Source organism: Streptomyces sp. NPDC058195 (assembly GCF_042883525.1).
In the GTDB taxonomy this organism is placed as follows: Bacteria; Actinomycetota; Actinomycetes; order Streptomycetales; family Streptomycetaceae; genus Streptomyces.
Genome location: NZ_JBHVVM010000054.1, coordinates 1 through 17,290, shown reverse-complemented (window position 1 = coordinate 17,290; position 17,290 = coordinate 1). Strand labels below are relative to the sequence as shown.

Here is a 17,290-nt window from a genome sequence, read left to right as displayed (position 1 = left end):
TTTTGGGGGGGGGGGTTGTTTTTTTTGTACCCGCCCCCGGGCCCGGGGCCCCCGGGGGCCCCGCGGCCGACTGCGTGGTACTGCGGGTGTCGCGCTCAGCCCTTGTCGGACTGCAGAGCCTCCATCGCGCGCTCGGTCACATCGGTGACCTTGCCGAGCGCGGAGATGGTGACCACCAGGTTCTGCGCCCGGTAGTAGTCGATGATCGGCTCGGTCTGCGTGTGGTAGACCTCCAGCCGGGTACGGACCGTGTCCTCGCTGTCGTCGTCGCGCTGGTACAGCTCGCCACCGCAGGCGTCACAGACGCCCTCGGTCTTCGGCGGGTTGTAGGTCACGTGGAAGACGTGCGAACCGTCGTTCCGGCAGATGCGGCGGCCCGCGATGCGCTTGACCACCTCGTCCTCGGGGACCTCCAGGTCCAGGACCGCGTCGAGCTTGGTGCCCTCGTCCTTGAGCATGGCGTCAAGAGCCTCGGCCTGGCCCACGTTGCGCGGGAAGCCGTCCAGCAGGAAGCCGTTCACGGCGTCCGGCTGGGACATGCGGTCCTTGGCCATCCCGATGGTGACCTCGTCCGGAACCAACTGACCGGCGTCCATGTAGGCGCGGGCCTGCTTGCCAAGGTCGGTGCCCTGGCTGATGTTGGCGCGGAAGAGGTCGCCCGTGGAGATCTGGGGAATCGACAGGTTCTTGGCAAGGTACGCGGCCTGCGTTCCCTTGCCGGCACCGGGCGGCCCGACGAGGACGATTCGCATCAGCGGAGGAACCCTTCGTAATTGCGCTGCTGGAGCTGACTCTCGATCTGCTTCACGGTCTCCAGACCCACACCCACGATGATCAGGATGCTCGTCCCGCCGAACGGGAAGTTCTGGTTTGCGCCACCGAAGCCTGCCAACGCCATCGTCGGCACAAGAGCGATCAGACCCAGGTACAGCGAGCCCGGCCAAGTGATCCTGTTGAGCACGTAACTCAGGTACTCGGCGGTAGGTCGACCAGCCCGGATACCCGGGATGAACCCACCATACTTCTTCATGTTGTCGGCGACTTCCTCGGGGTTGAACGAAATCGCCACATAGAAGAAGGCGAAGAAGACGATCAACAGGAAGTACGCCGTGATGTAGTACGGGTGATCGCCCTTGACGAGGTTGTCCTTGATCCAGGTCGCCCAGCCCGCGTTGGAGTTGGAGAACTGGACGATCAGGGCGGGAATGTAGAGCAGCGAAGAAGCGAAGATGACGGGGATCACACCCGCCTGGTTGACCTTCAGCGGAATGTACGTGGAGGTTCCGCCGTACGACCTACGGCCGATCATGCGCTTCGCGTACTGCACCGGGATACGGCGCTGGGCCTGCTCGACGAAGACGACGAGCCCCACCATCACGAAGCCGATCAGGATGACGGTGCCGAACTCGATCCAGCCGTCGGCCAGCTTGCCGCTGGTCTTGATGGCCCAGAGCGAGCCCGGGAAGCTGGCAGCGATCGAGATGAACATCAGGATCGACATGCCGTTGCCGATACCGCGGTCGGTGATGAGCTCACCGAGCCACATGACGGCCGCGGTACCCGCGGTCATCGTGATGACCATCACGATGGTCGTGAAGATCGACTGGTTGGGGACGATGTCCTTGGCCACCGGGCAGCCGCTGAACAGCGCGCCGCTGGTGGCGGTGGCCACCAGGCCGGTGCCCTGGAGGATGGCGAGCGCGACGGTCAGATAACGCGTGTACTGCGTGATCTTGGCCTGGCCGGACTGCCCCTCCTTCTTGAGCGCCTCGAGTCGGGGAATGACCACGGTCAGCAGCTGAAGGATGATGCTGGCCGTGATGTACGGCATGATGCCGAGCGCGAAGATCGTGATCTGCAGCAGCGCACCACCACTGAACATGTTCACCAGACCGAAGAGGCTGTTATTGCCCTTACTGGCCTGATCAACACACATCTGGACGTTTTCGTAACTCACTCCCGGAACCGGGATATGTGCCCCGAGCCGGTAGATCACGATGATGCCGAGCGTGAAGAGCAGCTTCTTGCGCAGGTCGGGCGTCTTGAACGCCCGGGCGAACGCGGTGAGCACGGTGCCTCCTGCGACCCCCCGCGCAGAGCGTAGAGGTGACGGTCTTGAGGATCGACGAATACGTAAACAGTCAAAGTCCCCGGGCGTGCGCCCAGGGGTTACCACACAACGACGCACGCCACCTTACCGGCGACCATGCCCCCCTAGGAACGACCAACCGGGGATGCCCCAAATGAGAGGCATCCCCGGTCGGGTAGTTCAGGCCATCGAGTTGTCTCAGACGAGCTCGGTGACGGTGCCGCCAGCGGCGGCGATCTTCTCCTTGGCGGAGCCGGAGACGGCGTCAACCGAAACCTGCAGCGCCACGGAGATCTCGCCCTGTCCGAGGACCTTGACGAGGTGGTTGTTGCGCACGGCACCCTTGGCGACCAGGTCGGCCACGGTGACCTCGCCACCCTCGGGGTAGAGGGCGGCGAGCTTGTCCAGGTTCACGACCTGGTACTCGGTGCGGAACGGGTTCTTGAAGCCCTTGAGCTTCGGGAGGCGCATGTGGAGGGGCATCTGCCCACCCTCGAAGCGCTCCGGAACCTGGTAACGGGCCTTGGTGCCCTTGGTACCACGACCGGCGGTCTTACCCTTGGACGCCTCACCACGACCCACACGGGTCTTGGCGGTCTTGGCGCCCGGGGCGGGCCGGAGGTCATGGGCCTTCAGCGGCTTGTTCTCCGCCATGTCAGTCGACCTCCTCAACCGTCACGAGGTGGCGGACGGTGTGAACCATTCCGCGGAACTCGGGGCGGTCCTCCTTGACAACCACGTCGTGCAGGCGCTTGAGCCCGAGCGAACGCAGGGTGTCGCGGTGGTTCTGCTTGCTGCCGATGTACGACTTCGTCTGCGTGATCTTGAGGCGAGCCATTACGCACCCGCTCCCGCACGCGCACGGAGAAGAGCCGCGGGGGCGACGTCCTCAAGCGGCAGACCACGGCGAGCCGCGATCTCCTCGGGACGCTGCAGGCCCTTGAGGGCCGCCACGGTCGCGTGCACGATGTTGATCGCGTTGTCGGAGCCGAGCGACTTCGACAGGATGTCGTGAACGCCGGCGCACTCCAGAACGGCGCGCACCGGGCCACCGGCGATCACACCGGTACCGGGGGAAGCAGGCTTCAGCAGGACGACGCCCGCGGCCTTCTCGCCCTGGATCGGGTGAGGAATGGTGCCCTGGATGCGCGGGACCTTGAAGAAGTTCTTCTTGGCCTCTTCCACGCCCTTGGCGATGGCCGCGGGAACTTCCTTGGCCTTGCCGTAGCCGACACCGACGGTGCCGTCACCATCGCCCACCACGACCAGCGCGGTGAAGCTGAAGCGACGACCACCCTTCACAACCTTGGCGACGCGGTTGATCGCGACAACGCGCTCAACGTACGCGGTCTTCTCGGCGGCAGCTGCGCCGCCGTCACGGCCCTTCCGGTCCCGCCGCTCGCCGCCACCGGCACCGCTTCCGCGGCGCTGGGGTCCAGCCATTGGATTTACCTCTCTCTGTTACGTCCGCTGTGCGTAGGAACCGGGCTCAGAACTTCAGACCGGCTTCACGGGCGGCGTCAGCCAGAGCGGCAATCCGCCCGGCGTACTGGTTACCACCGCGGTCAAACACGACGGCCTCGACGCCTGCGGCCTTGGCACGCTCAGCGACCAGGGCGCCGACCTGCTTGGCCTGGCTGCTCTTGTCGCCCTCGCCACCACGGATGGAGACGTCCAGGGTCGACGCCGACGCGAGCGTGTGGCCCGCGATGTCGTCGATGACCTGAGCGACCATGTGGCGGTTGGACCGCGTCACGACCAAGCGGGGACGCTCCGGCGAGCCGGAGACGTGCTTGCGGACACGGATGTGGCGACGCTTGCGGGCGGCGCGCTTGTAGGCGTCGCCCTTGGCGATCTTCACGCCGTATGCCATGGCTACTTACCAGCCTTTCCGACCTTGCGGCGGATGACCTCGCCGGCGTACTTGACGCCCTTCGCCTTGTACGGGTCGGGCTTCCGCAGCTTGCGGATGTTGGCCGCGACTTCGCCGACCTTCTGCTTGTCGATTCCCTCGACGGACAGCTTGGTCGGGGACTCGACCTTGAAGGTGATGCCTTCCGGCGCCTCGACGACGATCGGGTGGCTGTAGCCCAGGGCGAACTCCAGGTTGGAGCCCTTCGCCTGGACGCGGTAACCGACACCGCTGATTTCGAGCGCCTTGGTGTATCCCTTGGTCACACCGGTGATCATGTTCGCCACCAGCGTGCGGGACAGGCCGTGCAGGGCCTTGTTCTGACGCTCGTCGTTCGGGCGGATGACGCTGATGAAGCCGTCCTCACCCTTGGTGACCTCGATCGGCGCGGCAACGGTGTGCGTGAGGGTGCCCTTGGGGCCCTTCACGGCGACCGTACGGCCATCGATGGTGACGTCCACACCGGCGGGAACCTGGATGGGGAGCTTGCCGATACGCGACATGAGCTATTCCTCCGTTCCCGACTACCAGACGTAGGCGAGGACTTCCCCACCTACGCCCTTCTTCTGAGCCTGCTGGCCGGTCAGGAGGCCGTAGGACGTGGAGATGATCGCCACGCCCAGGCCGCCGAGAACCTTCGGCAGGTTGGTGGACTTTGCGTAAACACGCAGACCCGGCTTCGAGATGCGCTTGATGCCGGCGATCGAGCGCTCGCGGTTCGGGCCGAACTTCAGCTCGAGGACGAGGTTCTTGCCAACCTCGGCGTCCTCGACCTTCCAGCCGGTGATGAAGCCCTCCTGCTGGAGGATCTCCGCGATGTGCGACTTGATCTTGCTGTGCGGCATCACGACAGAGTCGTGGTACGCCGAGTTCGCGTTGCGCAGACGCGTGAGCATGTCTGCGATGGGATCAGTCATGGTCATGAATTGGCCTTCGGCCTCTCTCGCCGGGGTTTCCTGTATGCGCCATCCCTCTCCCCGCTCAGAGGCGGGACGGGTGCGGTGCGGGGACCTACGGCGTAGTAAGTCGGTCATGGGCGGCAGGCGCCCAACCCCACAAGCCTACGACATGTGAGGGCGGACTCCTGCCGACCAGATGCTTACCGAGAGCTTCCGCTAATTCCCAACGCCCTGGGGGCGAAGGAGAATTACCAGGAGCTCTTGGTCACGCCCGGCAGCTCGCCACGGTGAGCCATCTCACGAAGGCACACGCGGCACAGGCCGAACTTGCGGTAGACGGAGTGGGGCCGGCCGCAGCGCTGGCAGCGCGTGTACGCGCGAACGCCGAACTTCGGCTTACGGGCGGCCTTAGCGATCAGAGCCTTCTTCGCCACGGTCAGTTCTCCTTGAACGGGAAGCCGAGGTGACGAAGAAGGGCACGACCCTCGTCGTCGTTGGTCGCCGTGGTGACCACGGTGATGTCCATGCCCCGGACCCGGTCGATCTTGTCCTGGTCGATCTCGTGGAACATGACCTGCTCCGTGAGACCGAACGTGTAGTTGCCACGGCCGTCGAACTGCTTCGGCGACAGACCACGGAAGTCACGGATACGCGGCAGCGCGAGCGACAGCGTACGGTCCAGGAACTCCCACATGCGGTCACCACGAAGGGTGACGTGGCAGCCGATCGGCTGACCCTCGCGCAGCTTGAACTGCGCGATGGACTTGCGGGCCTTGGTCACGGCCGGCTTCTGACCGGTGATCGTGGTGAGGTCGCGCACGGCGCCGTCGATCAGCTTGGAGTCGCGGGCGGCGTCGCCCACACCCATGTTGACCACGATCTTCACGAGGCCGGGGACCTGCATGACGTTCTCGTAAGAGAACTCCTCACGCAGCTTTCCGGCGATCTCCTCGCGGTACTTCGTCTTCAGACGCGGAGTGGTGGTGGTAGCCATCAGATGTCCTCACCCGTCCGCTTGGCAACGCGGATCTTGTTGCCTTCGTCGTCGAAGCGGTAACCGACGCGCGTGACGACCTTGTTGCCGTCCTTCTCCACGACGAGCTGAACGTTGCTCACGTGGATGGGGGCCTCGGTCGTGACGATGCCACCGGTCTGCGAACCGCGAGCGGTCTGACCGGCCTTGGTGTGCTTCTTGACCCGGTTGACACCCTCGACGAGGACACGGTCCTGGGCGGGGTAGGCCACGATGACCTTGCCCTGCTTGCCCTTGTCCTTACCGGTGATGACCTGAACCAGGTCGCCCTTCTTGATCTTCATGCTTACAGCACCTCCGGCGCGAGCGAGATGATCTTCATGAACTTCTTCTCGCGCAGTTCCCGGCCCACCGGGCCGAAGATGCGGGTGCCGCGGGGGTCACCGTCGTTCTTCAGAATGACGGCGGCGTTCTCGTCGAAGCGGATGTACGAGCCATCCTGACGGCGACGCTCCTTGACGGTGCGAACGATGACCGCCTTGACGACGTCACCCTTCTTCACGTTGCCACCGGGGATCGCGTCCTTGACGGTGGCGACGATGACGTCACCGATGCCCGCGTAGCGGCGACCCGAACCACCGAGAACACGGATGGTGAGGATTTCCTTCGCACCCGTGTTGTCGGCGACGCGAAGTCGCGACTCCTGCTGGATCACGTCTATCTCCTGATCGTCTGCCGGTTCCCGGCGGGGCCGTCAGGCCTGCGCTGTCGCGCAGCCGACGGCCCCGCCGAGCCTGGCGGAACTTGCCTGAGGGGAATGCCCCTCAGGAATTACTTGGCCTTCTCGAGGATCTCGACGACGCGCCACCGCTTCGTGGCGGACAGCGGCCGGGTCTCCATCAGGAGGACACGGTCGCCGACGCCAGCGGCGTTCTGCTCGTCGTGCGCCTTGAGCTTGTTCGTACGGCGGATGACCTTGCCGTACAGCGCGTGCTTGACACGGTCCTCGACAGCGACGACGACGGTCTTGTCCATCTTGTCGCTGACGACCAGACCCTCGCGGGTCTTGCGGAAACCGCGGTCGGTGTTCGTCTCAGTCACAGTCTTCTCGCTCATCAGACGCTCTCCACCGTCTCGATGCCCAGCTCGCGCTCGCGCATCAGGGTGTAGATCCGGGCGATGTCCTTACGGACGGACTTGAGCCGACCGTGGTTCTCGAGCTGCCCGGTCGCCGCCTGGAAGCGGAGGTTGAACAGCTCTTCCTTGGCCTCGCGGAGCTTGTTGAGCAGCTCCTCGTTGCCCAGCTCGCGCAGTTCGGACGCCTTGGTTCCGGCCGACATCACGCCTCACCTGCCTCGCGCCGGACGATGCGGCACTTCATCGGAAGCTTGTGAGCAGCGCGGGTGAGCGCCTCACGAGCAATCTTCTCGTTCGGGTAGGACAGCTCGAACATCACCCGACCGGGCTTGACGTTCGCGATCCACCACTCGGGAGAACCCTTACCGGAACCCATGCGGGTCTCGGCAGGCTTCTTCGTCAGGGGACGGTCCGGGTAGATGTTGATCCAGACCTTGCCGCCACGCTTGATGTGACGGGTCATCGCGATACGAGCGGCCTCGATCTGACGGTTCGTCACGTACGCCGGGGTCAGCGCCTGGATGCCGTACTCGCCGAACGCAACCTGCGTGCCACCCTTGGACATACCGCTGCGCTTCGGGTGGTGCTGCTTGCGGTGCTTGACCCTACGGGGGATCAGCATTTCGGTCAGGCCTCCGTTCCGGTGCTCTCGGCAGCCGGAGCGGCAGCGGCGGGAGCCTCGGCCTTGGGGGCCTCGGCAGCCGGGGCCGACTGCTGCTGCGGCTTGCGACCGCGACCGCCACGCTCGCCACCGCGGCCACCACGGCCGGCCGGGCGGTCAGCGCCGCCACGGGCCGGGCGGTTGCCGGCGCGGGCAGCGGCGTTCTCGGCGCGGACCTCGGCGATGTTCTTGACGTCGCCCTTGTAGATCCAGACCTTCACGCCGATGCGGCCGAAGGTCGTCTTGGCCTCGAAGAAGCCGTAGTCGACGTTCGCGCGGAGGGTGTGCAGGGGCACACGGCCCTCGCGGTAGAACTCCGAGCGGGACATCTCGGCGCCGCCGAGGCGGCCACCGCACTGGATCTTGATGCCCTTGGCGCCGGCCTTCATCGAGGACTGCATGCTCTTGCGCATGGCCCGACGGAAGGAGACGCGGGAGGAGAGCTGCTCGGCGACGGCCTGGGCCACCAGCTGAGCGTCCACCTCGGGGTTCTTGACCTCGAGGATGTTCAGCTGGACCTGCTTGCCGGTCAGCTTCTCCAGCTCGCCGCGGATGCGGTCCGCCTCGGCGCCGCGGCGACCGATGACGATGCCGGGACGCGCGGTGTGGATGTCAACGCGGACGCGGTCGCGGGTGCGCTCGATCTCCACCTTGGAGATGCCGGCCCGCTCCATGCCCTTCGTCATCATGCGACGAATGGCGACGTCTTCCTTGACGTAGTCCTTGTACAGCTTGTCGGCGTACCAACGGGACTTGAAGTCCGTGGTAATGCCGAGCCGGAACCCGTGCGGGTTTACCTTCTGGCCCATTACCGGGTTCCTTCCTTGCTGCTGACGACCACGGTGATGTGGCTGGTCCGCTTACGGATCCGGTAGGCACGGCCCTGAGCACGCGGACGGAACCGCTTCAGGGTCGGGCCCTCGTCCACGTACGCCTCGCTGATGACCAGCGAAGAGGCGTCGGTGTGGTCGTAGTTGTGTGCGGCGTTGGCAATGGCGCTGTCCAGCACCTTGCCAACCGGCACGCTCGCGGCCTGCGGGGCGAAACGCAGGACCGCCTGAGCCTCCGTGGCATCCATGCCACGGATGAGGTCCACCACGCGGCGGGCCTTCATGGGCGTGACGCGGATGTACCGCGCCTGGGCCCTGGCTTCCATGGTTGTCCCTTCGGTGTAAGTCATTAGTCGTTCCACCCCGCGATTAGCGGCGCTTCGACTTCCGGTCGTCCTTGACGTGGCCGCGGAAGGTGCGAGTCGGCGAGAACTCGCCGAGCTTGTGGCCGACCATCGACTCGGTGACGAACACCGGGACGTGGATCTTGCCGTTGTGCACCGCGATGGTGTGACCCAGCATGGCCGGGACGATCATCGAGCGACGGGACCAGGTCTTGATGACGTTCTTGGTGCCTGCCTCGTTCTGTACGTCCACCTTCTTGATGAGGTGGCCGTCGACGAAGGGCCCCTTCTTGAGACTGCGCGGCATCTAAACCCGCTCCTAGCGCTTCTTGTTCGTCTTGCGGCGGCGGACGATGTACTTGTTCGATGCCTTCTTCGGCGAACGAGTACGACCCTCCTTCTGACCCCACGGCGAGACCGGGTGGCGACCACCGGAGGTCTTGCCTTCACCACCACCGTGCGGGTGGTCAACCGGGTTCATCGCGACACCGCGGACGGTCGGGCGGACGCCCTTCCAGCGCATACGGCCGGCCTTGCCCCAGTTGATGTTCGACTGCTCGGCGTTGCCGACCTCGCCGATCGTGGCGCGGCAGCGGGCGTCGACCAGGCGGATCTCACCCGACGGCATGCGAAGGTGGGCCATGGTGCCCTCCTTCGCCAGCAGCTGCACGGAGGCACCCGCGGAGCGGGCGAACTTCGCGCCGCCGCCGGGCCGCAGCTCGATGGCGTGGATGGTCGTACCGACCGGGATGTTGCGCAGCGCCAGGTTGTTGCCGGGCTTGATGTCGGCGGCCGGGCCGTTCTCGACACGGTCACCCTGCGACAGGCCACGCGGCGCGATGATGTAGCGCTTCTCGCCGTCCGCGTAGTGGAGCAGCGCGATGCGCGCGGTGCGGTTCGGGTCGTACTCGATGTGCGCGACCTTGGCCGGCACGCCGTCCTTGTCGTGACGACGGAAGTCGATCACGCGGTAGGCGCGCTTGTGGCCACCACCCTGGTGGCGAACAGTCACACGACCGGCGTTGTTACGGCCGCCCTTGCTGTGCAGGGGGCGGACCAGCGACTTCTCCGGCGTGGACCGCGTGATCTCGACAAAGTCGGCGACGCTGGAGCCACGACGGCCCGGGGTCGTCGGCTTGTACTTGCGGATACCCATTTCTCAGTCCTCGTCCGATTCCGGACGATCCAGACCGCCCTTAGGCGGTCGGACCGCCGAAGATGTCGATACGGTCGCCCTCGGCGAGGGTCACGATGGCGCGCTTCGTGTCGGCGCGCTTGCCGAAACCGGTGCGGGTGCGCTTGCGCTTGCCCTGCCGGTTGATCGTGTTGACCCCGGTGACCTTGACCGAGAAGACCGCTTCCACGGCCTGCTTGATCTGGGTCTTGTTGGAGCCGGGCGCGACGATGAACGTGTACTTGTTCTCGTCGAGCAGCGCGTAGCTCTTCTCGGAAACGACCGGCTTGACGAGAACGTCGCGCGGGTCCGAGTAGGTCTTGCTGGTAACGGTCGCCTCGCTCATCAGGCGTCGCTCCCTTCGGTCTCAGCGGTCTGGGGGCCAGACACGAAGGACTCGAAGGCGGCCTGGGTGAAGACCACGTCGTCAGAGACGATCACGTCGTACGTGTTCAGCTGGCCCGGCTCCAGGATGTGCACCTGGGGCAGGTTGCGGGCGGACAGCCACGCGGCCTCGTCGGCACGGTCGACGACCAGGAGCAGGTTCTTGCGCTCCGAGATCTTGCCGAACAGCGTCTTGGCGGCCTTCGTGGAGACTGCACCGTCCACCACGCCGGTCACGACGTGGATGCGGGAGTGGCGGGCCCGGTCGGAGAGGGCACCACGCAGGGCGGCGGCCTTCATCTTCTTCGGGGTCCGCTGCGAGTAGTCACGCGGCTGCGGGCCGTGGACGACGCCACCGCCGGCGAACTGCGGCGCACGGGTCGAACCCTGGCGCGCGCGGCCGGTGCCCTTCTGGCGGTACGGCTTGCGGCCACCACCACGGACTTCGCCGCGGGTCTTGGTCTTGTGCGTGCCCTGACGGGCAGCTGCCAGCTGCGCGACGACGACCTGGTGGATCAGCGGAACGCTGGTCTTCGCGTCGAAGATCTCCGAGGGGAGCTCGACGGTACCGGCCTTGTCGCCTGCCGGCGAAAGGATGTCAATGGTGCTCATTACCTCAAGCCCCCTTGGCCGCGGTACGGACCAGGACGAGGCCGCCGTTCGGACCGGGGACTGCGCCCTTGATGAGGAGCAGACCCTTCTCCGCGTCAACCGCGTGGATGGTCAGGTTCTGGGTGGTGACACGCTCGTTGCCCATGCGACCCGCCATGCGCATGCCCTTGAAGACACGGCCGGGAGTGGCACAGCCACCGATGGAGCCAGGCATACGGTGCACACGGTGGGCACCGTGGGACGCCTTGCCGCCCTTGAAGTTGTGACGCTTCATCACACCGGCGAAGCCCTTGCCCTTGCTCTTGCCCGTGACGTCAACCTTGACGCCGGACTCGAACACCTCGGCAGTGACCTCCTGGCCCAGCGTGTACTCGCTGGCGTCGGAGGTGCGGAGCTCCACCAGGTGGCGGCGCGGGGTCACGTCGGCCTTGGCGAAGTGGCCCTTGAGGGGCTTGTTCACCTTGCGGGGGTCGATCTCGCCGAAGGCGATCTGGACCGCTTCGTAGCCGTCGCTGTCGTTGGTGCGGATCTGGGTGACGACGCAGGGCCCGGCCTTGACGACGGTCACCGGGACGACCCGGTTGTTCTCGTCCCAGACCTGGGTCATGCCGAGCTTCTCGCCCAGGACGCCCTTAATGTTCTTAGCCATCTCGCGCGTCACCTCAGAGCTTGATCTCGATGTCGACGCCCGCCGGCAGGTCGAGACGCATCAGCGAGTCAACCGTCTTCGGCGTGGGGTCGAGGATGTCGATGAGGCGCTTGTGCGTGCGCATCTCGAAGTGCTCGCGCGAGTCCTTGTACTTGTGCGGCGACTTGATGACGCAGTACACGTTCTTCTCAGTGGGCAGCGGCACCGGGCCTGCGACCGACGCACCAGTGCGGGTCACCGTCTCGACGATCTTCTTCGCCGAGGAGTCGATGACCTCGTGGTCGTAGGCCTTGAGCCGGATGCGGATCTTCTGTCCCGCCATGGCTACTAGTAGTCCTGTCTCTCTTGTAACGCTCTGGAACCCGGGGGTTCTAACGACTTCGTCTCCGACCCACGCGGTCGGGCGTGTCGCATCCCCTCTACGCAGATCTCCCGAAGGATTTCCCAACCAAGGGGGTGCGGGCCCGAGGACCGCAGGACCGGGGGCGAAACACCCACCGGGTGCCTGGCCGGTGCCCCACTGACGCTTCCCGGAAGATTCCCGTACGTCCGACCCGCAAGGGGTCGACGAGTACTGTGGGACTCGCTTCCGGTCCTCCCGGCGGGAGGCGCGCAGCATTGACACTCAACCGAGCAACCTGGTCAGTGTGCCATACGGGGCACGAGCCTGGCCAATCGAGCGTGGAATCCTACCCCGCGCGGTCGCCCGGTCAAATGCGGGCACGCGACGGAGCGGGACCGGGCCGGGCTCCCGGGCCGTAATCGGGTGGGACGGGGCACGTCCCCCCGCCTAAAGTGACCGGCCGGACAGGGCGTCGTCACGGGGGCATCGATCATGCGTAGGCACTACCCGCGCACCCCGCATCTGCCCTGGTCCCCCGGCGCCACCTCGGACGACGTACGGATCGCGGACCTCGCCGGGCTGACCGGCCGCGAGGTGGTCGTCACCGAGAAGCTGGACGGCGAGAACACCACGCTCTACGCCGACGGGCTGCACGCCCGCTCCCTCGACTCCGCGCACCACCCCTCCCGGGGCTGGGTGAAGGCGCTCCAGGGCCGGATCGGGGCACGCGTCCCGGACGGGTGGCGGATCTGCGGCGAGAACATGTTCGCGCGCCACTCGATCCCGTACGACGGCCTGGAGAGCTTCTTCTACGGCTTCTCCGTCTGGGACCGGGAGCACTGCCTGGGCTGGGACCGGACCGTGGCGTTCCTGCGGGAGCTGGGGATTCCGGTGCCGCCGGTGCTGTGGCGCGGGGTGTTCGACGCCCGCGCCGAGAAGGCGCTGCGGGCGCTGAGTCCGGACACCGGGCGGCAGGAGGGGTACGTGGTGCGGCCCGCGGACGGCTTCCGCGCCGCGGACTTCGGGCGGCTGGTGGCCAAGTGGGTCCGGCCGGGCCATGTGCGGACCGATACCCACTGGATGCACGCCGCGGTGGTGGCGAACGGGCTGGGCCCGGCCGCCGCGCTCTGGGCCGTACGGTCCGGGGCCCCGGCCGACGCGGAGGCACTGGCCACGGCGGCGGGCGTGGCGTCGGCGGGTGCCGGAGCCACGGCCGCGGGCGGACCGGCGGAGGACGCGGGAGCCACGGCCGCGGGCGGGAAGGCCGAGGACGCGGGAGCCATGGCGGGTGTGGACGCCGGGGCCGCCGCGGCGGCGGCCGGTGCCCTGGACGCGCTGGGTGTCACCGGCGAGGACCGGCTGACCGGCGTACTGGCCGCGCTCCTGCACCGCTCCCGCCGCGCCGGGCTCGGAGCGGCGCTGGCACCGGCGCTGGGGATGCCGCTCGCCCGCCGCGTCGCGGACCTCGTCGGACTGCACCCCGCGCTGCACCTCCCGTACCCGGACGAGGAGCGCCACGCCGGGCTGGCCCGGATGTCCCGCGCCGCCGCCCTGCCGCTGCTGCACGCGCTCGCCGGAGCCGTGGCCGAGGACGCCGGGGCGCGCGAGCAGGTGGAGTGGTCGGCGCTGTACGCGCAGGAGGTGGCGGAACCGGCCGGGCTGCGGGAGGCCTTCGCCGACCTGGCGCCCGACGCCGCCGACCGCTGTCTGGCGCAGGCCCGTGAGGCGTACGCGCTGGGCCGGGTCACCACCGCCGAGGAGGCCGTCGCCGCGACCTGGCGCTGGCGGGACGGGGCCTTCCCCCGCCTGGTGCACCTGGTCGGGCCCTCGGGCAGCGGCAAGAGCACGTTCGCCCGGGGGCTGTCCGGCGTCGACACGTACCTCGCGCTCGACGACCTGCGCCTGGCCCGGGGCTCGCGCGCGGACCAGCGGGCCAACGGGGAGGTGCTGCGCGAGGGGCTCGGCCGGCTGGACGCGGCGCTCTCGGCGGGCGGCACCGTCGTCTGGGACGCCACCTCGCTCAACGCCCACCAGCGCTCCCTGGTCCACGCGGTCGCCCGGCGCCGGGACGCGCTGCTCACCCATGCCGTGGCCCTGGTGGACGAGGCGGAGCTGGTACGCCGCAACGGGCGCCGGAGCCATCCGGTGCCGCCCGGGGTGCTCGACGCGCAGGTCCGCCGTTTCGTGCCCCCGTACCCCGGCCAGGCGCACCGCACCTGGTACATCGGCGCGAGCGGGACCGTGGAGGACGAGGCGTAATGCGTACCAGCGAGGAGATCTACCACCGGGTCCGGTGGGACGGGCGGTTCGATCCGGCGCGGTTCGTGCTGGGCGTGGCGCAGCGCGGCCGGGAGGCCAAGCGGGTGCCGCTGCCCCGGTTCACGCCCGGCGGGGAGATCCCCTGGCACCGGGTGCTGTTCTTCGAGGCGGACGGCGAGCTGGTGTGGGACCGCTCCTCGGGCGTGGACCGGATCGACGCGACGCGGGCGGGACGGGTCCGGGTCCGGCGCCGGCTGCCGTCGCCGTACTTCGTCTCCCGCACACCGCACACGTACGCGGCGGACCGGTCCGCCTGGGTGCCCGTGCCGGAGGCCGCGCCGTCCTCCGCGCCGGAGGGCGCGCCGTCCTCCGGCCGGTCATCCGCCCCGTCCTCCGGTCCGCTGACGGTGCTGACCTGGAACACCCTGTGGGACCGCTACGACAGCGAGCGCATCGACACCGCCCGGCGCAGGCCGCTCCTGCTCGACGCGCTGCGCGCCGCGGACTCCGACGTCATCGCCCTCCAGGAGGCCGAACCCGCCCTGCTCGACCTGCTGCTGGCGGCGCCCTGGATCCGCGCGGAGTACGCCTTCTGGGCCGATCCGGCGGGCCGGGACACCGCGGACTGCGGGCTGCTGCTGCTCAGCAGGGTGCCGGTGCGTGAGGCGGGGCTGCACGCGCTCGGTCCGCACAAGGCGGTCGCGGCCGTGGCCGTGGCCGGGCCGGACGGGCCGCTGACGGTCGCGGTGACCCATCTCAGCAGCGACCACTCGGCCGATGGCGCGCGCCGCCGCGATGCGGAACTGGCCGATCTGGCCACGGGGCTGGCGGCGGTCGAGGGCGATCTGGCGCTGCTCGGCGACTTCAACGACGGCGGGGACACCCCGCAGAACCGGCTGGCGATGGCCGACGCCTGGAGCCAGGTGCACGGCGCGGACGACCGGACGCCCACTTTCGACCCCTCGGTCAACCCGCTGGCCGCCGTCTCCTCGCTGACCGGGCGGGTCTCCCGGCTGGACCGGGTGCTGCTCCGTACGGAGCGGCTGCGGCCCGCGTCGGCGGTACTGCTGGGCCGGGCCCCGGGGCCGGACGGGCTGTACGTCTCGGACCACTTCGGGGTGCGGGTGGTGCTGACCGCCGACGAGCCGGAGGGCCCCGCCTCGTCGGAGGCGGGCGAGGCATGCGCGGACGAGGCATGTGCGGACGAGGTGGTGCGCCGGGTGACCGCCGCGCTGCCCGGGGCGTCCGTCCACCTGACCGGCTCGCGGCGGATGGGCTGCGCGCTGCCCGGCGCGGACGTGGACCTGGTCGCGGCGCTGCCCGGCGCCGTGGACCTGCCAGAGGTACACAGGCGGCTCGCCGGGGCGCTGCCGGAGGCCACCGGTCTGCGCGAGGTGACCGGTGCCCGGGTGCCGGGGCTGCGCTTCGCGCTGGACGGTCTCGGTGTCGACCTGGTGACCGTGGCGACGGGGGCCGTCCCTCCTGACGACGCCGTGGCCCGCCGGGAGGAGCTGGGCGGGGCGGCGGCCGTGGCACTCAGCGCGGTGAGCGACGCGGAGGCGGTCGCCGGAGCGGCGGACCCGCACCGGGCGGCGTTCACCCGGCTCGCCCGGGAGGTGAAGGGGTGGGCGCGGGCCCGCGGCCTGGACTCCGCCCCGTTCGGCGGGCTGCCGGGCCTCGCCTGGGCGGTGCTGGCGGCCCGTACCGCGCACGAGTCCGGGCACCTGCGGCCGGTCCCGCTGCTGCGGCACTTCTTCGCCACCTGGACCGTCCGGGACTGGGACGAGGCGGTCGGCCCGGGTGAGGCCCTCCCGGGCGCCCCGCTCACCGTGCTGACGCCGACCGCCCCGGTCCGCTCCTGCACGGCCCAGGTCTCCCCGGCCGGACGCGAGCTGATCGCCGGGGAGCTGCTGCGCGCCTGGGAGATCCTGGAGTCGGCCGCCGACGCCGGGCCCGTACCGCGCGCGCTCCTCCGTACCCCGCCGTCCCCGTACGCGGACCACGCGGGCTGGGCGCTGGTCTCCGTGCGCCACGAGGCGGACGAGGGGCGGTTCCGCGGCCGGGCACTCGCCCTGCTCGCCGCCCTCGCGGAGGCGGGCGCCCCGGACGCCCGCGCCTGGCCCCGCCCGTGCGGCTCGGACGCCACACATGTCCAGTACGCCCTCGGCCTCGGCCGCACCCCGCCCGACGCCGCCCGGCTCGCGGAGATCGGCGCCGAACTGCTCCGCGGGCTCCCCGGGGCAACCCTCCACCGCACGGCCCTGGGCCAGGAACCGGAGCTGCGGTGACGACGAGAACGGCCGACGAGAGCCCCCACATCACCGATGCGTCCCGACGCCCGGCTCGGCGGGCACCGGGGCACGGCTGCTCAGTTCCTCACACGCGCGAGACGAAGCCCGCCCAGGCGTTGAGACCGAATCCGAGGCGGGGGCCCTGAGCATTCTTGGAGTCCCGAACGTGAACCGTGCCGGAGGCAGCGGCTACCTCGACGCAATCAGTCTCGCTGCCGTTGCTGCTGTAGCTGCTGTAGCTGCTGTAGCTGCTCTTACGCCACTCCAGCTCAAGGCCGCTCGCGGTGGAGAGCTCGCGGATCGTGTTTCTCCCAGAAGTTGCTCGATGAAGGCCAACGACTCACGCGGAGTGAGAGATTGGGCCCGGATCATGCCATCCCGCAGTTCAAGGATCCGGAGCTGTTTCGGGTCGGACAGCGGGCGGCTGCCGAACGCCCCGTCGGAGCGCCCCACGGCCGTACCGTCCTTGAACTTCAGCACCTGAATCTCACCGTCAATTCCCGCGCGCTCCTCGCGGATGGCCGACATCACCCGAACCGAACATTCCGCTCCCACCAGGGAGTTCACCGTGGCGCTCTCCCCCACCCGCACCGCCGTCCACGGCCGCGTGCTGGGCAGGGACTTCCGGCTCAGCCGGTCCGGTTCACCGGGTCGCGGGTTTCCGCGACCCGGTGGACCGCGACGCCGTGCGCCACGACGCATAAAGCTTTTAAGAACCCGGGGAAACAACCCC

At 68.5% G+C, this 17,290-nt stretch carries 26 protein-coding genes and 1 pseudogene; 2 read left to right on the top strand and 25 right to left on the bottom strand.

The window, feature by feature from the left end:
- Positions 1–95 precede the first annotated feature (95 nt).
- The 23 genes from ACFVWY_RS35000 to rpsJ all read right to left on the bottom strand — a co-directional run bounded on the left by ACFVWY_RS35000 (position 96) and on the right by rpsJ (position 11,986).
- The gene (locus ACFVWY_RS35000; RefSeq protein WP_389878960.1) at positions 96–752 is read right to left on the bottom strand and encodes an adenylate kinase; all 657 of its coding nucleotides are present in this window, start codon (positions 750–752) and stop codon (positions 96–98) included.
- Positions 752–2,071: a preprotein translocase subunit SecY gene (gene secY / locus ACFVWY_RS34995; RefSeq protein WP_389878959.1), complete on the bottom strand. Its 1,320-nt coding sequence runs from the start codon at positions 2,069–2,071 to the stop codon at positions 752–754. Before secY ends, ACFVWY_RS35000 begins: the two co-directional genes overlap by 1 nt.
- 216 nt (positions 2,072–2,287) lie before the next feature.
- Positions 2,288–2,743, bottom strand: a complete 456-nt coding sequence (gene rplO / locus ACFVWY_RS34990; RefSeq protein ID WP_389878958.1) for a 50S ribosomal protein L15 — start codon at positions 2,741–2,743, stop codon at positions 2,288–2,290.
- Between the two features lies 1 nt (position 2,744).
- The gene (gene rpmD, locus ACFVWY_RS34985; protein ID WP_018550611.1) at positions 2,745–2,927 is read right to left on the bottom strand and encodes a 50S ribosomal protein L30; all 183 of its coding nucleotides are present in this window, start codon (positions 2,925–2,927) and stop codon (positions 2,745–2,747) included.
- A complete protein-coding gene (gene rpsE, locus ACFVWY_RS34980) occupies positions 2,927–3,532 on the bottom strand; it encodes a 30S ribosomal protein S5 (protein ID WP_030914151.1) in 606 nt (201 codons plus the stop codon). Before rpsE ends, rpmD begins: the two co-directional genes overlap by 1 nt.
- A 46-nt stretch (positions 3,533–3,578) precedes the next feature.
- Positions 3,579–3,962, bottom strand: coding sequence for a 50S ribosomal protein L18 (gene rplR, locus ACFVWY_RS34975; protein ID WP_385208245.1), 384 nt, complete (start codon positions 3,960–3,962; stop codon positions 3,579–3,581).
- Between the two features lie 2 nt (positions 3,963–3,964).
- Positions 3,965–4,504 carry a 50S ribosomal protein L6 gene (gene rplF / locus ACFVWY_RS34970; protein WP_389878957.1) on the bottom strand — a complete coding sequence of 180 codons (540 nt, stop codon included), beginning with the start codon at positions 4,502–4,504 and terminating at the stop codon, positions 3,965–3,967.
- Positions 4,505–4,525: 21 nt separating this feature from the next.
- Positions 4,526–4,924, bottom strand: coding sequence for a 30S ribosomal protein S8 (gene rpsH / locus ACFVWY_RS34965; protein ID WP_389878956.1), 399 nt, complete (start codon positions 4,922–4,924; stop codon positions 4,526–4,528).
- Positions 4,925–5,148: 224 nt separating this feature from the next.
- Entirely contained in the window at positions 5,149–5,334 is a 186-nt protein-coding gene (locus tag ACFVWY_RS34960; RefSeq protein ID WP_003956452.1) for a type Z 30S ribosomal protein S14, read from the bottom strand.
- A 2-nt stretch (positions 5,335–5,336) separates the two neighbouring features.
- Positions 5,337–5,894 carry a 50S ribosomal protein L5 gene (gene rplE / locus ACFVWY_RS34955; RefSeq protein WP_093540759.1) on the bottom strand — a complete coding sequence of 186 codons (558 nt, stop codon included), beginning with the start codon at positions 5,892–5,894 and terminating at the stop codon, positions 5,337–5,339.
- A complete protein-coding gene (gene rplX / locus ACFVWY_RS34950; protein ID WP_003966949.1) occupies positions 5,894–6,217 on the bottom strand; it encodes a 50S ribosomal protein L24 in 324 nt (107 codons plus the stop codon). The genes rplE and rplX overlap by 1 nt, the downstream gene beginning before the upstream one ends.
- A 2-nt stretch (positions 6,218–6,219) precedes the next feature.
- A complete protein-coding gene (gene rplN / locus ACFVWY_RS34945) occupies positions 6,220–6,588 on the bottom strand; it encodes a 50S ribosomal protein L14 (protein WP_003966950.1) in 369 nt (122 codons plus the stop codon).
- A 116-nt stretch (positions 6,589–6,704) separates the two neighbouring features.
- On the bottom strand, positions 6,705–6,989 hold the full coding sequence (rpsQ, locus tag ACFVWY_RS34940) for a 30S ribosomal protein S17 (protein WP_030977953.1): 285 nt from the start codon (positions 6,987–6,989) through the stop codon (positions 6,705–6,707).
- Positions 6,989–7,213: a 50S ribosomal protein L29 gene (gene rpmC, locus ACFVWY_RS34935; RefSeq protein WP_014047786.1), complete on the bottom strand. Its 225-nt coding sequence runs from the start codon at positions 7,211–7,213 to the stop codon at positions 6,989–6,991. Before rpmC ends, rpsQ begins: the two co-directional genes overlap by 1 nt.
- Positions 7,213–7,632 carry a 50S ribosomal protein L16 gene (rplP, locus tag ACFVWY_RS34930; RefSeq protein ID WP_072485538.1) on the bottom strand — a complete coding sequence of 140 codons (420 nt, stop codon included), beginning with the start codon at positions 7,630–7,632 and terminating at the stop codon, positions 7,213–7,215. The genes rpmC and rplP overlap by 1 nt, the downstream gene beginning before the upstream one ends.
- Before the next feature lie 5 nt (positions 7,633–7,637).
- A complete protein-coding gene (rpsC, locus tag ACFVWY_RS34925; protein WP_093540760.1) occupies positions 7,638–8,480 on the bottom strand; it encodes a 30S ribosomal protein S3 in 843 nt (280 codons plus the stop codon).
- Positions 8,480–8,827: a 50S ribosomal protein L22 gene (gene rplV, locus ACFVWY_RS34920; protein WP_004571827.1), complete on the bottom strand. Its 348-nt coding sequence runs from the start codon at positions 8,825–8,827 to the stop codon at positions 8,480–8,482. Before rplV ends, rpsC begins: the two co-directional genes overlap by 1 nt.
- A 43-nt stretch (positions 8,828–8,870) precedes the next feature.
- Positions 8,871–9,152, bottom strand: a complete 282-nt coding sequence (gene rpsS, locus ACFVWY_RS34915; protein WP_003966956.1) for a 30S ribosomal protein S19 — start codon at positions 9,150–9,152, stop codon at positions 8,871–8,873.
- Positions 9,153–9,164: 12 nt separating this feature from the next.
- Positions 9,165–10,001, bottom strand: a complete 837-nt coding sequence (rplB, locus tag ACFVWY_RS34910) for a 50S ribosomal protein L2 (RefSeq protein ID WP_072485540.1) — start codon at positions 9,999–10,001, stop codon at positions 9,165–9,167.
- 40 nt (positions 10,002–10,041) lie between these two features.
- Positions 10,042–10,365: a 50S ribosomal protein L23 gene (gene rplW, locus ACFVWY_RS34905; protein WP_189544130.1), complete on the bottom strand. Its 324-nt coding sequence runs from the start codon at positions 10,363–10,365 to the stop codon at positions 10,042–10,044.
- Positions 10,365–11,015 (bottom strand): 50S ribosomal protein L4, encoded by a 651-nt coding sequence (rplD, locus tag ACFVWY_RS34900; RefSeq protein ID WP_093897249.1) that lies wholly within the window; start codon positions 11,013–11,015, stop codon positions 10,365–10,367. Before rplD ends, rplW begins: the two co-directional genes overlap by 1 nt.
- Before the next feature lie 4 nt (positions 11,016–11,019).
- Positions 11,020–11,664 carry a 50S ribosomal protein L3 gene (gene rplC, locus ACFVWY_RS34895; protein WP_376683600.1) on the bottom strand — a complete coding sequence of 215 codons (645 nt, stop codon included), beginning with the start codon at positions 11,662–11,664 and terminating at the stop codon, positions 11,020–11,022.
- Between the two features lie 13 nt (positions 11,665–11,677).
- A complete protein-coding gene (rpsJ, locus tag ACFVWY_RS34890; RefSeq protein WP_003948644.1) occupies positions 11,678–11,986 on the bottom strand; it encodes a 30S ribosomal protein S10 in 309 nt (102 codons plus the stop codon).
- A 513-nt stretch (positions 11,987–12,499) separates the two neighbouring features.
- Between rpsJ and ACFVWY_RS34885 the strand changes: the two genes are divergently transcribed.
- Both ACFVWY_RS34885 and ACFVWY_RS34880 read left to right on the top strand, forming a co-directional pair.
- Positions 12,500–14,266 (top strand): RNA ligase family protein, encoded by a 1,767-nt coding sequence (locus tag ACFVWY_RS34885; RefSeq protein ID WP_389878955.1) that lies wholly within the window; start codon positions 12,500–12,502, stop codon positions 14,264–14,266.
- On the top strand, positions 14,266–16,554 hold the full coding sequence (locus tag ACFVWY_RS34880; RefSeq protein WP_389878954.1) for an RNA repair domain-containing protein: 2,289 nt from the start codon (positions 14,266–14,268) through the stop codon (positions 16,552–16,554). The genes ACFVWY_RS34885 and ACFVWY_RS34880 overlap by 1 nt, the downstream gene beginning before the upstream one ends.
- Before the next feature lie 88 nt (positions 16,555–16,642).
- On the opposite strand, the gene ACFVWY_RS34875 is transcribed toward ACFVWY_RS34880, so the two are convergent.
- Both ACFVWY_RS34875 and ACFVWY_RS34870 read right to left on the bottom strand, forming a co-directional pair.
- Positions 16,643–16,858: a DUF397 domain-containing protein gene (locus ACFVWY_RS34875; protein WP_389878961.1), complete on the bottom strand. Its 216-nt coding sequence runs from the start codon at positions 16,856–16,858 to the stop codon at positions 16,643–16,645.
- Between the two features lie 2 nt (positions 16,859–16,860).
- Positions 16,861–17,073: pseudogene (locus tag ACFVWY_RS34870) on the bottom strand (Scr1 family TA system antitoxin-like transcriptional regulator); the annotation flags it as partial.
- Positions 17,074–17,290: the final 217 nt, after the last annotated feature.

Coding starts and splice junctions, on each gene's coding strand:
- rpsQ (WP_030977953.1), bottom strand. CDS start 6,989: ATGAGCGAGAAGACTGTGACTGAGACGAACACCGACCGCGGTTTCCGC.
- rpsC (WP_093540760.1), bottom strand. CDS start 8,480: ATGGGCCAGAAGGTAAACCCGCACGGGTTCCGGCTCGGCATTACCACG.
- rplW (WP_189544130.1), bottom strand. CDS start 10,365: ATGAGCGAGGCGACCGTTACCAGCAAGACCTACTCGGACCCGCGCGAC.
- rplR (WP_385208245.1), bottom strand. CDS start 3,962: ATGGCATACGGCGTGAAGATCGCCAAGGGCGACGCCTACAAGCGCGCC.
- rplV (WP_004571827.1), bottom strand. CDS start 8,827: ATGGAAGCCAGGGCCCAGGCGCGGTACATCCGCGTCACGCCCATGAAG.
- rplE (WP_093540759.1), bottom strand. CDS start 5,894: ATGGCTACCACCACCACTCCGCGTCTGAAGACGAAGTACCGCGAGGAG.
- rpsE (WP_030914151.1), bottom strand. CDS start 3,532: ATGGCTGGACCCCAGCGCCGCGGAAGCGGTGCCGGTGGCGGCGAGCGG.
- rpmD (WP_018550611.1), bottom strand. CDS start 2,927: ATGGCTCGCCTCAAGATCACGCAGACGAAGTCGTACATCGGCAGCAAG.
- rplO (WP_389878958.1), bottom strand. CDS start 2,743: ATGGCGGAGAACAAGCCGCTGAAGGCCCATGACCTCCGGCCCGCCCCG.
- ACFVWY_RS35000 (WP_389878960.1), bottom strand. CDS start 752: ATGCGAATCGTCCTCGTCGGGCCGCCCGGTGCCGGCAAGGGAACGCAG.
- rplC (WP_376683600.1), bottom strand. CDS start 11,664: ATGGCTAAGAACATTAAGGGCGTCCTGGGCGAGAAGCTCGGCATGACC.
- ACFVWY_RS34885 (WP_389878955.1), top strand. CDS start 12,500: ATGCGTAGGCACTACCCGCGCACCCCGCATCTGCCCTGGTCCCCCGGC.
- rplF (WP_389878957.1), bottom strand. CDS start 4,504: ATGTCGCGTATCGGCAAGCTCCCCATCCAGGTTCCCGCCGGTGTGGAC.
- rpsJ (WP_003948644.1), bottom strand. CDS start 11,986: ATGGCGGGACAGAAGATCCGCATCCGGCTCAAGGCCTACGACCACGAG.
- rplB (WP_072485540.1), bottom strand. CDS start 10,001: ATGGGTATCCGCAAGTACAAGCCGACGACCCCGGGCCGTCGTGGCTCC.
- rpsS (WP_003966956.1), bottom strand. CDS start 9,152: ATGCCGCGCAGTCTCAAGAAGGGGCCCTTCGTCGACGGCCACCTCATC.
- rplX (WP_003966949.1), bottom strand. CDS start 6,217: ATGAAGATCAAGAAGGGCGACCTGGTTCAGGTCATCACCGGTAAGGAC.
- rplP (WP_072485538.1), bottom strand. CDS start 7,632: ATGCTGATCCCCCGTAGGGTCAAGCACCGCAAGCAGCACCACCCGAAG.
- rplD (WP_093897249.1), bottom strand. CDS start 11,015: ATGAGCACCATTGACATCCTTTCGCCGGCAGGCGACAAGGCCGGTACC.
- rpsH (WP_389878956.1), bottom strand. CDS start 4,924: ATGACCATGACTGATCCCATCGCAGACATGCTCACGCGTCTGCGCAAC.
- ACFVWY_RS34880 (WP_389878954.1), top strand. CDS start 14,266: ATGCGTACCAGCGAGGAGATCTACCACCGGGTCCGGTGGGACGGGCGG.
- rpmC (WP_014047786.1), bottom strand. CDS start 7,213: ATGTCGGCCGGAACCAAGGCGTCCGAACTGCGCGAGCTGGGCAACGAG.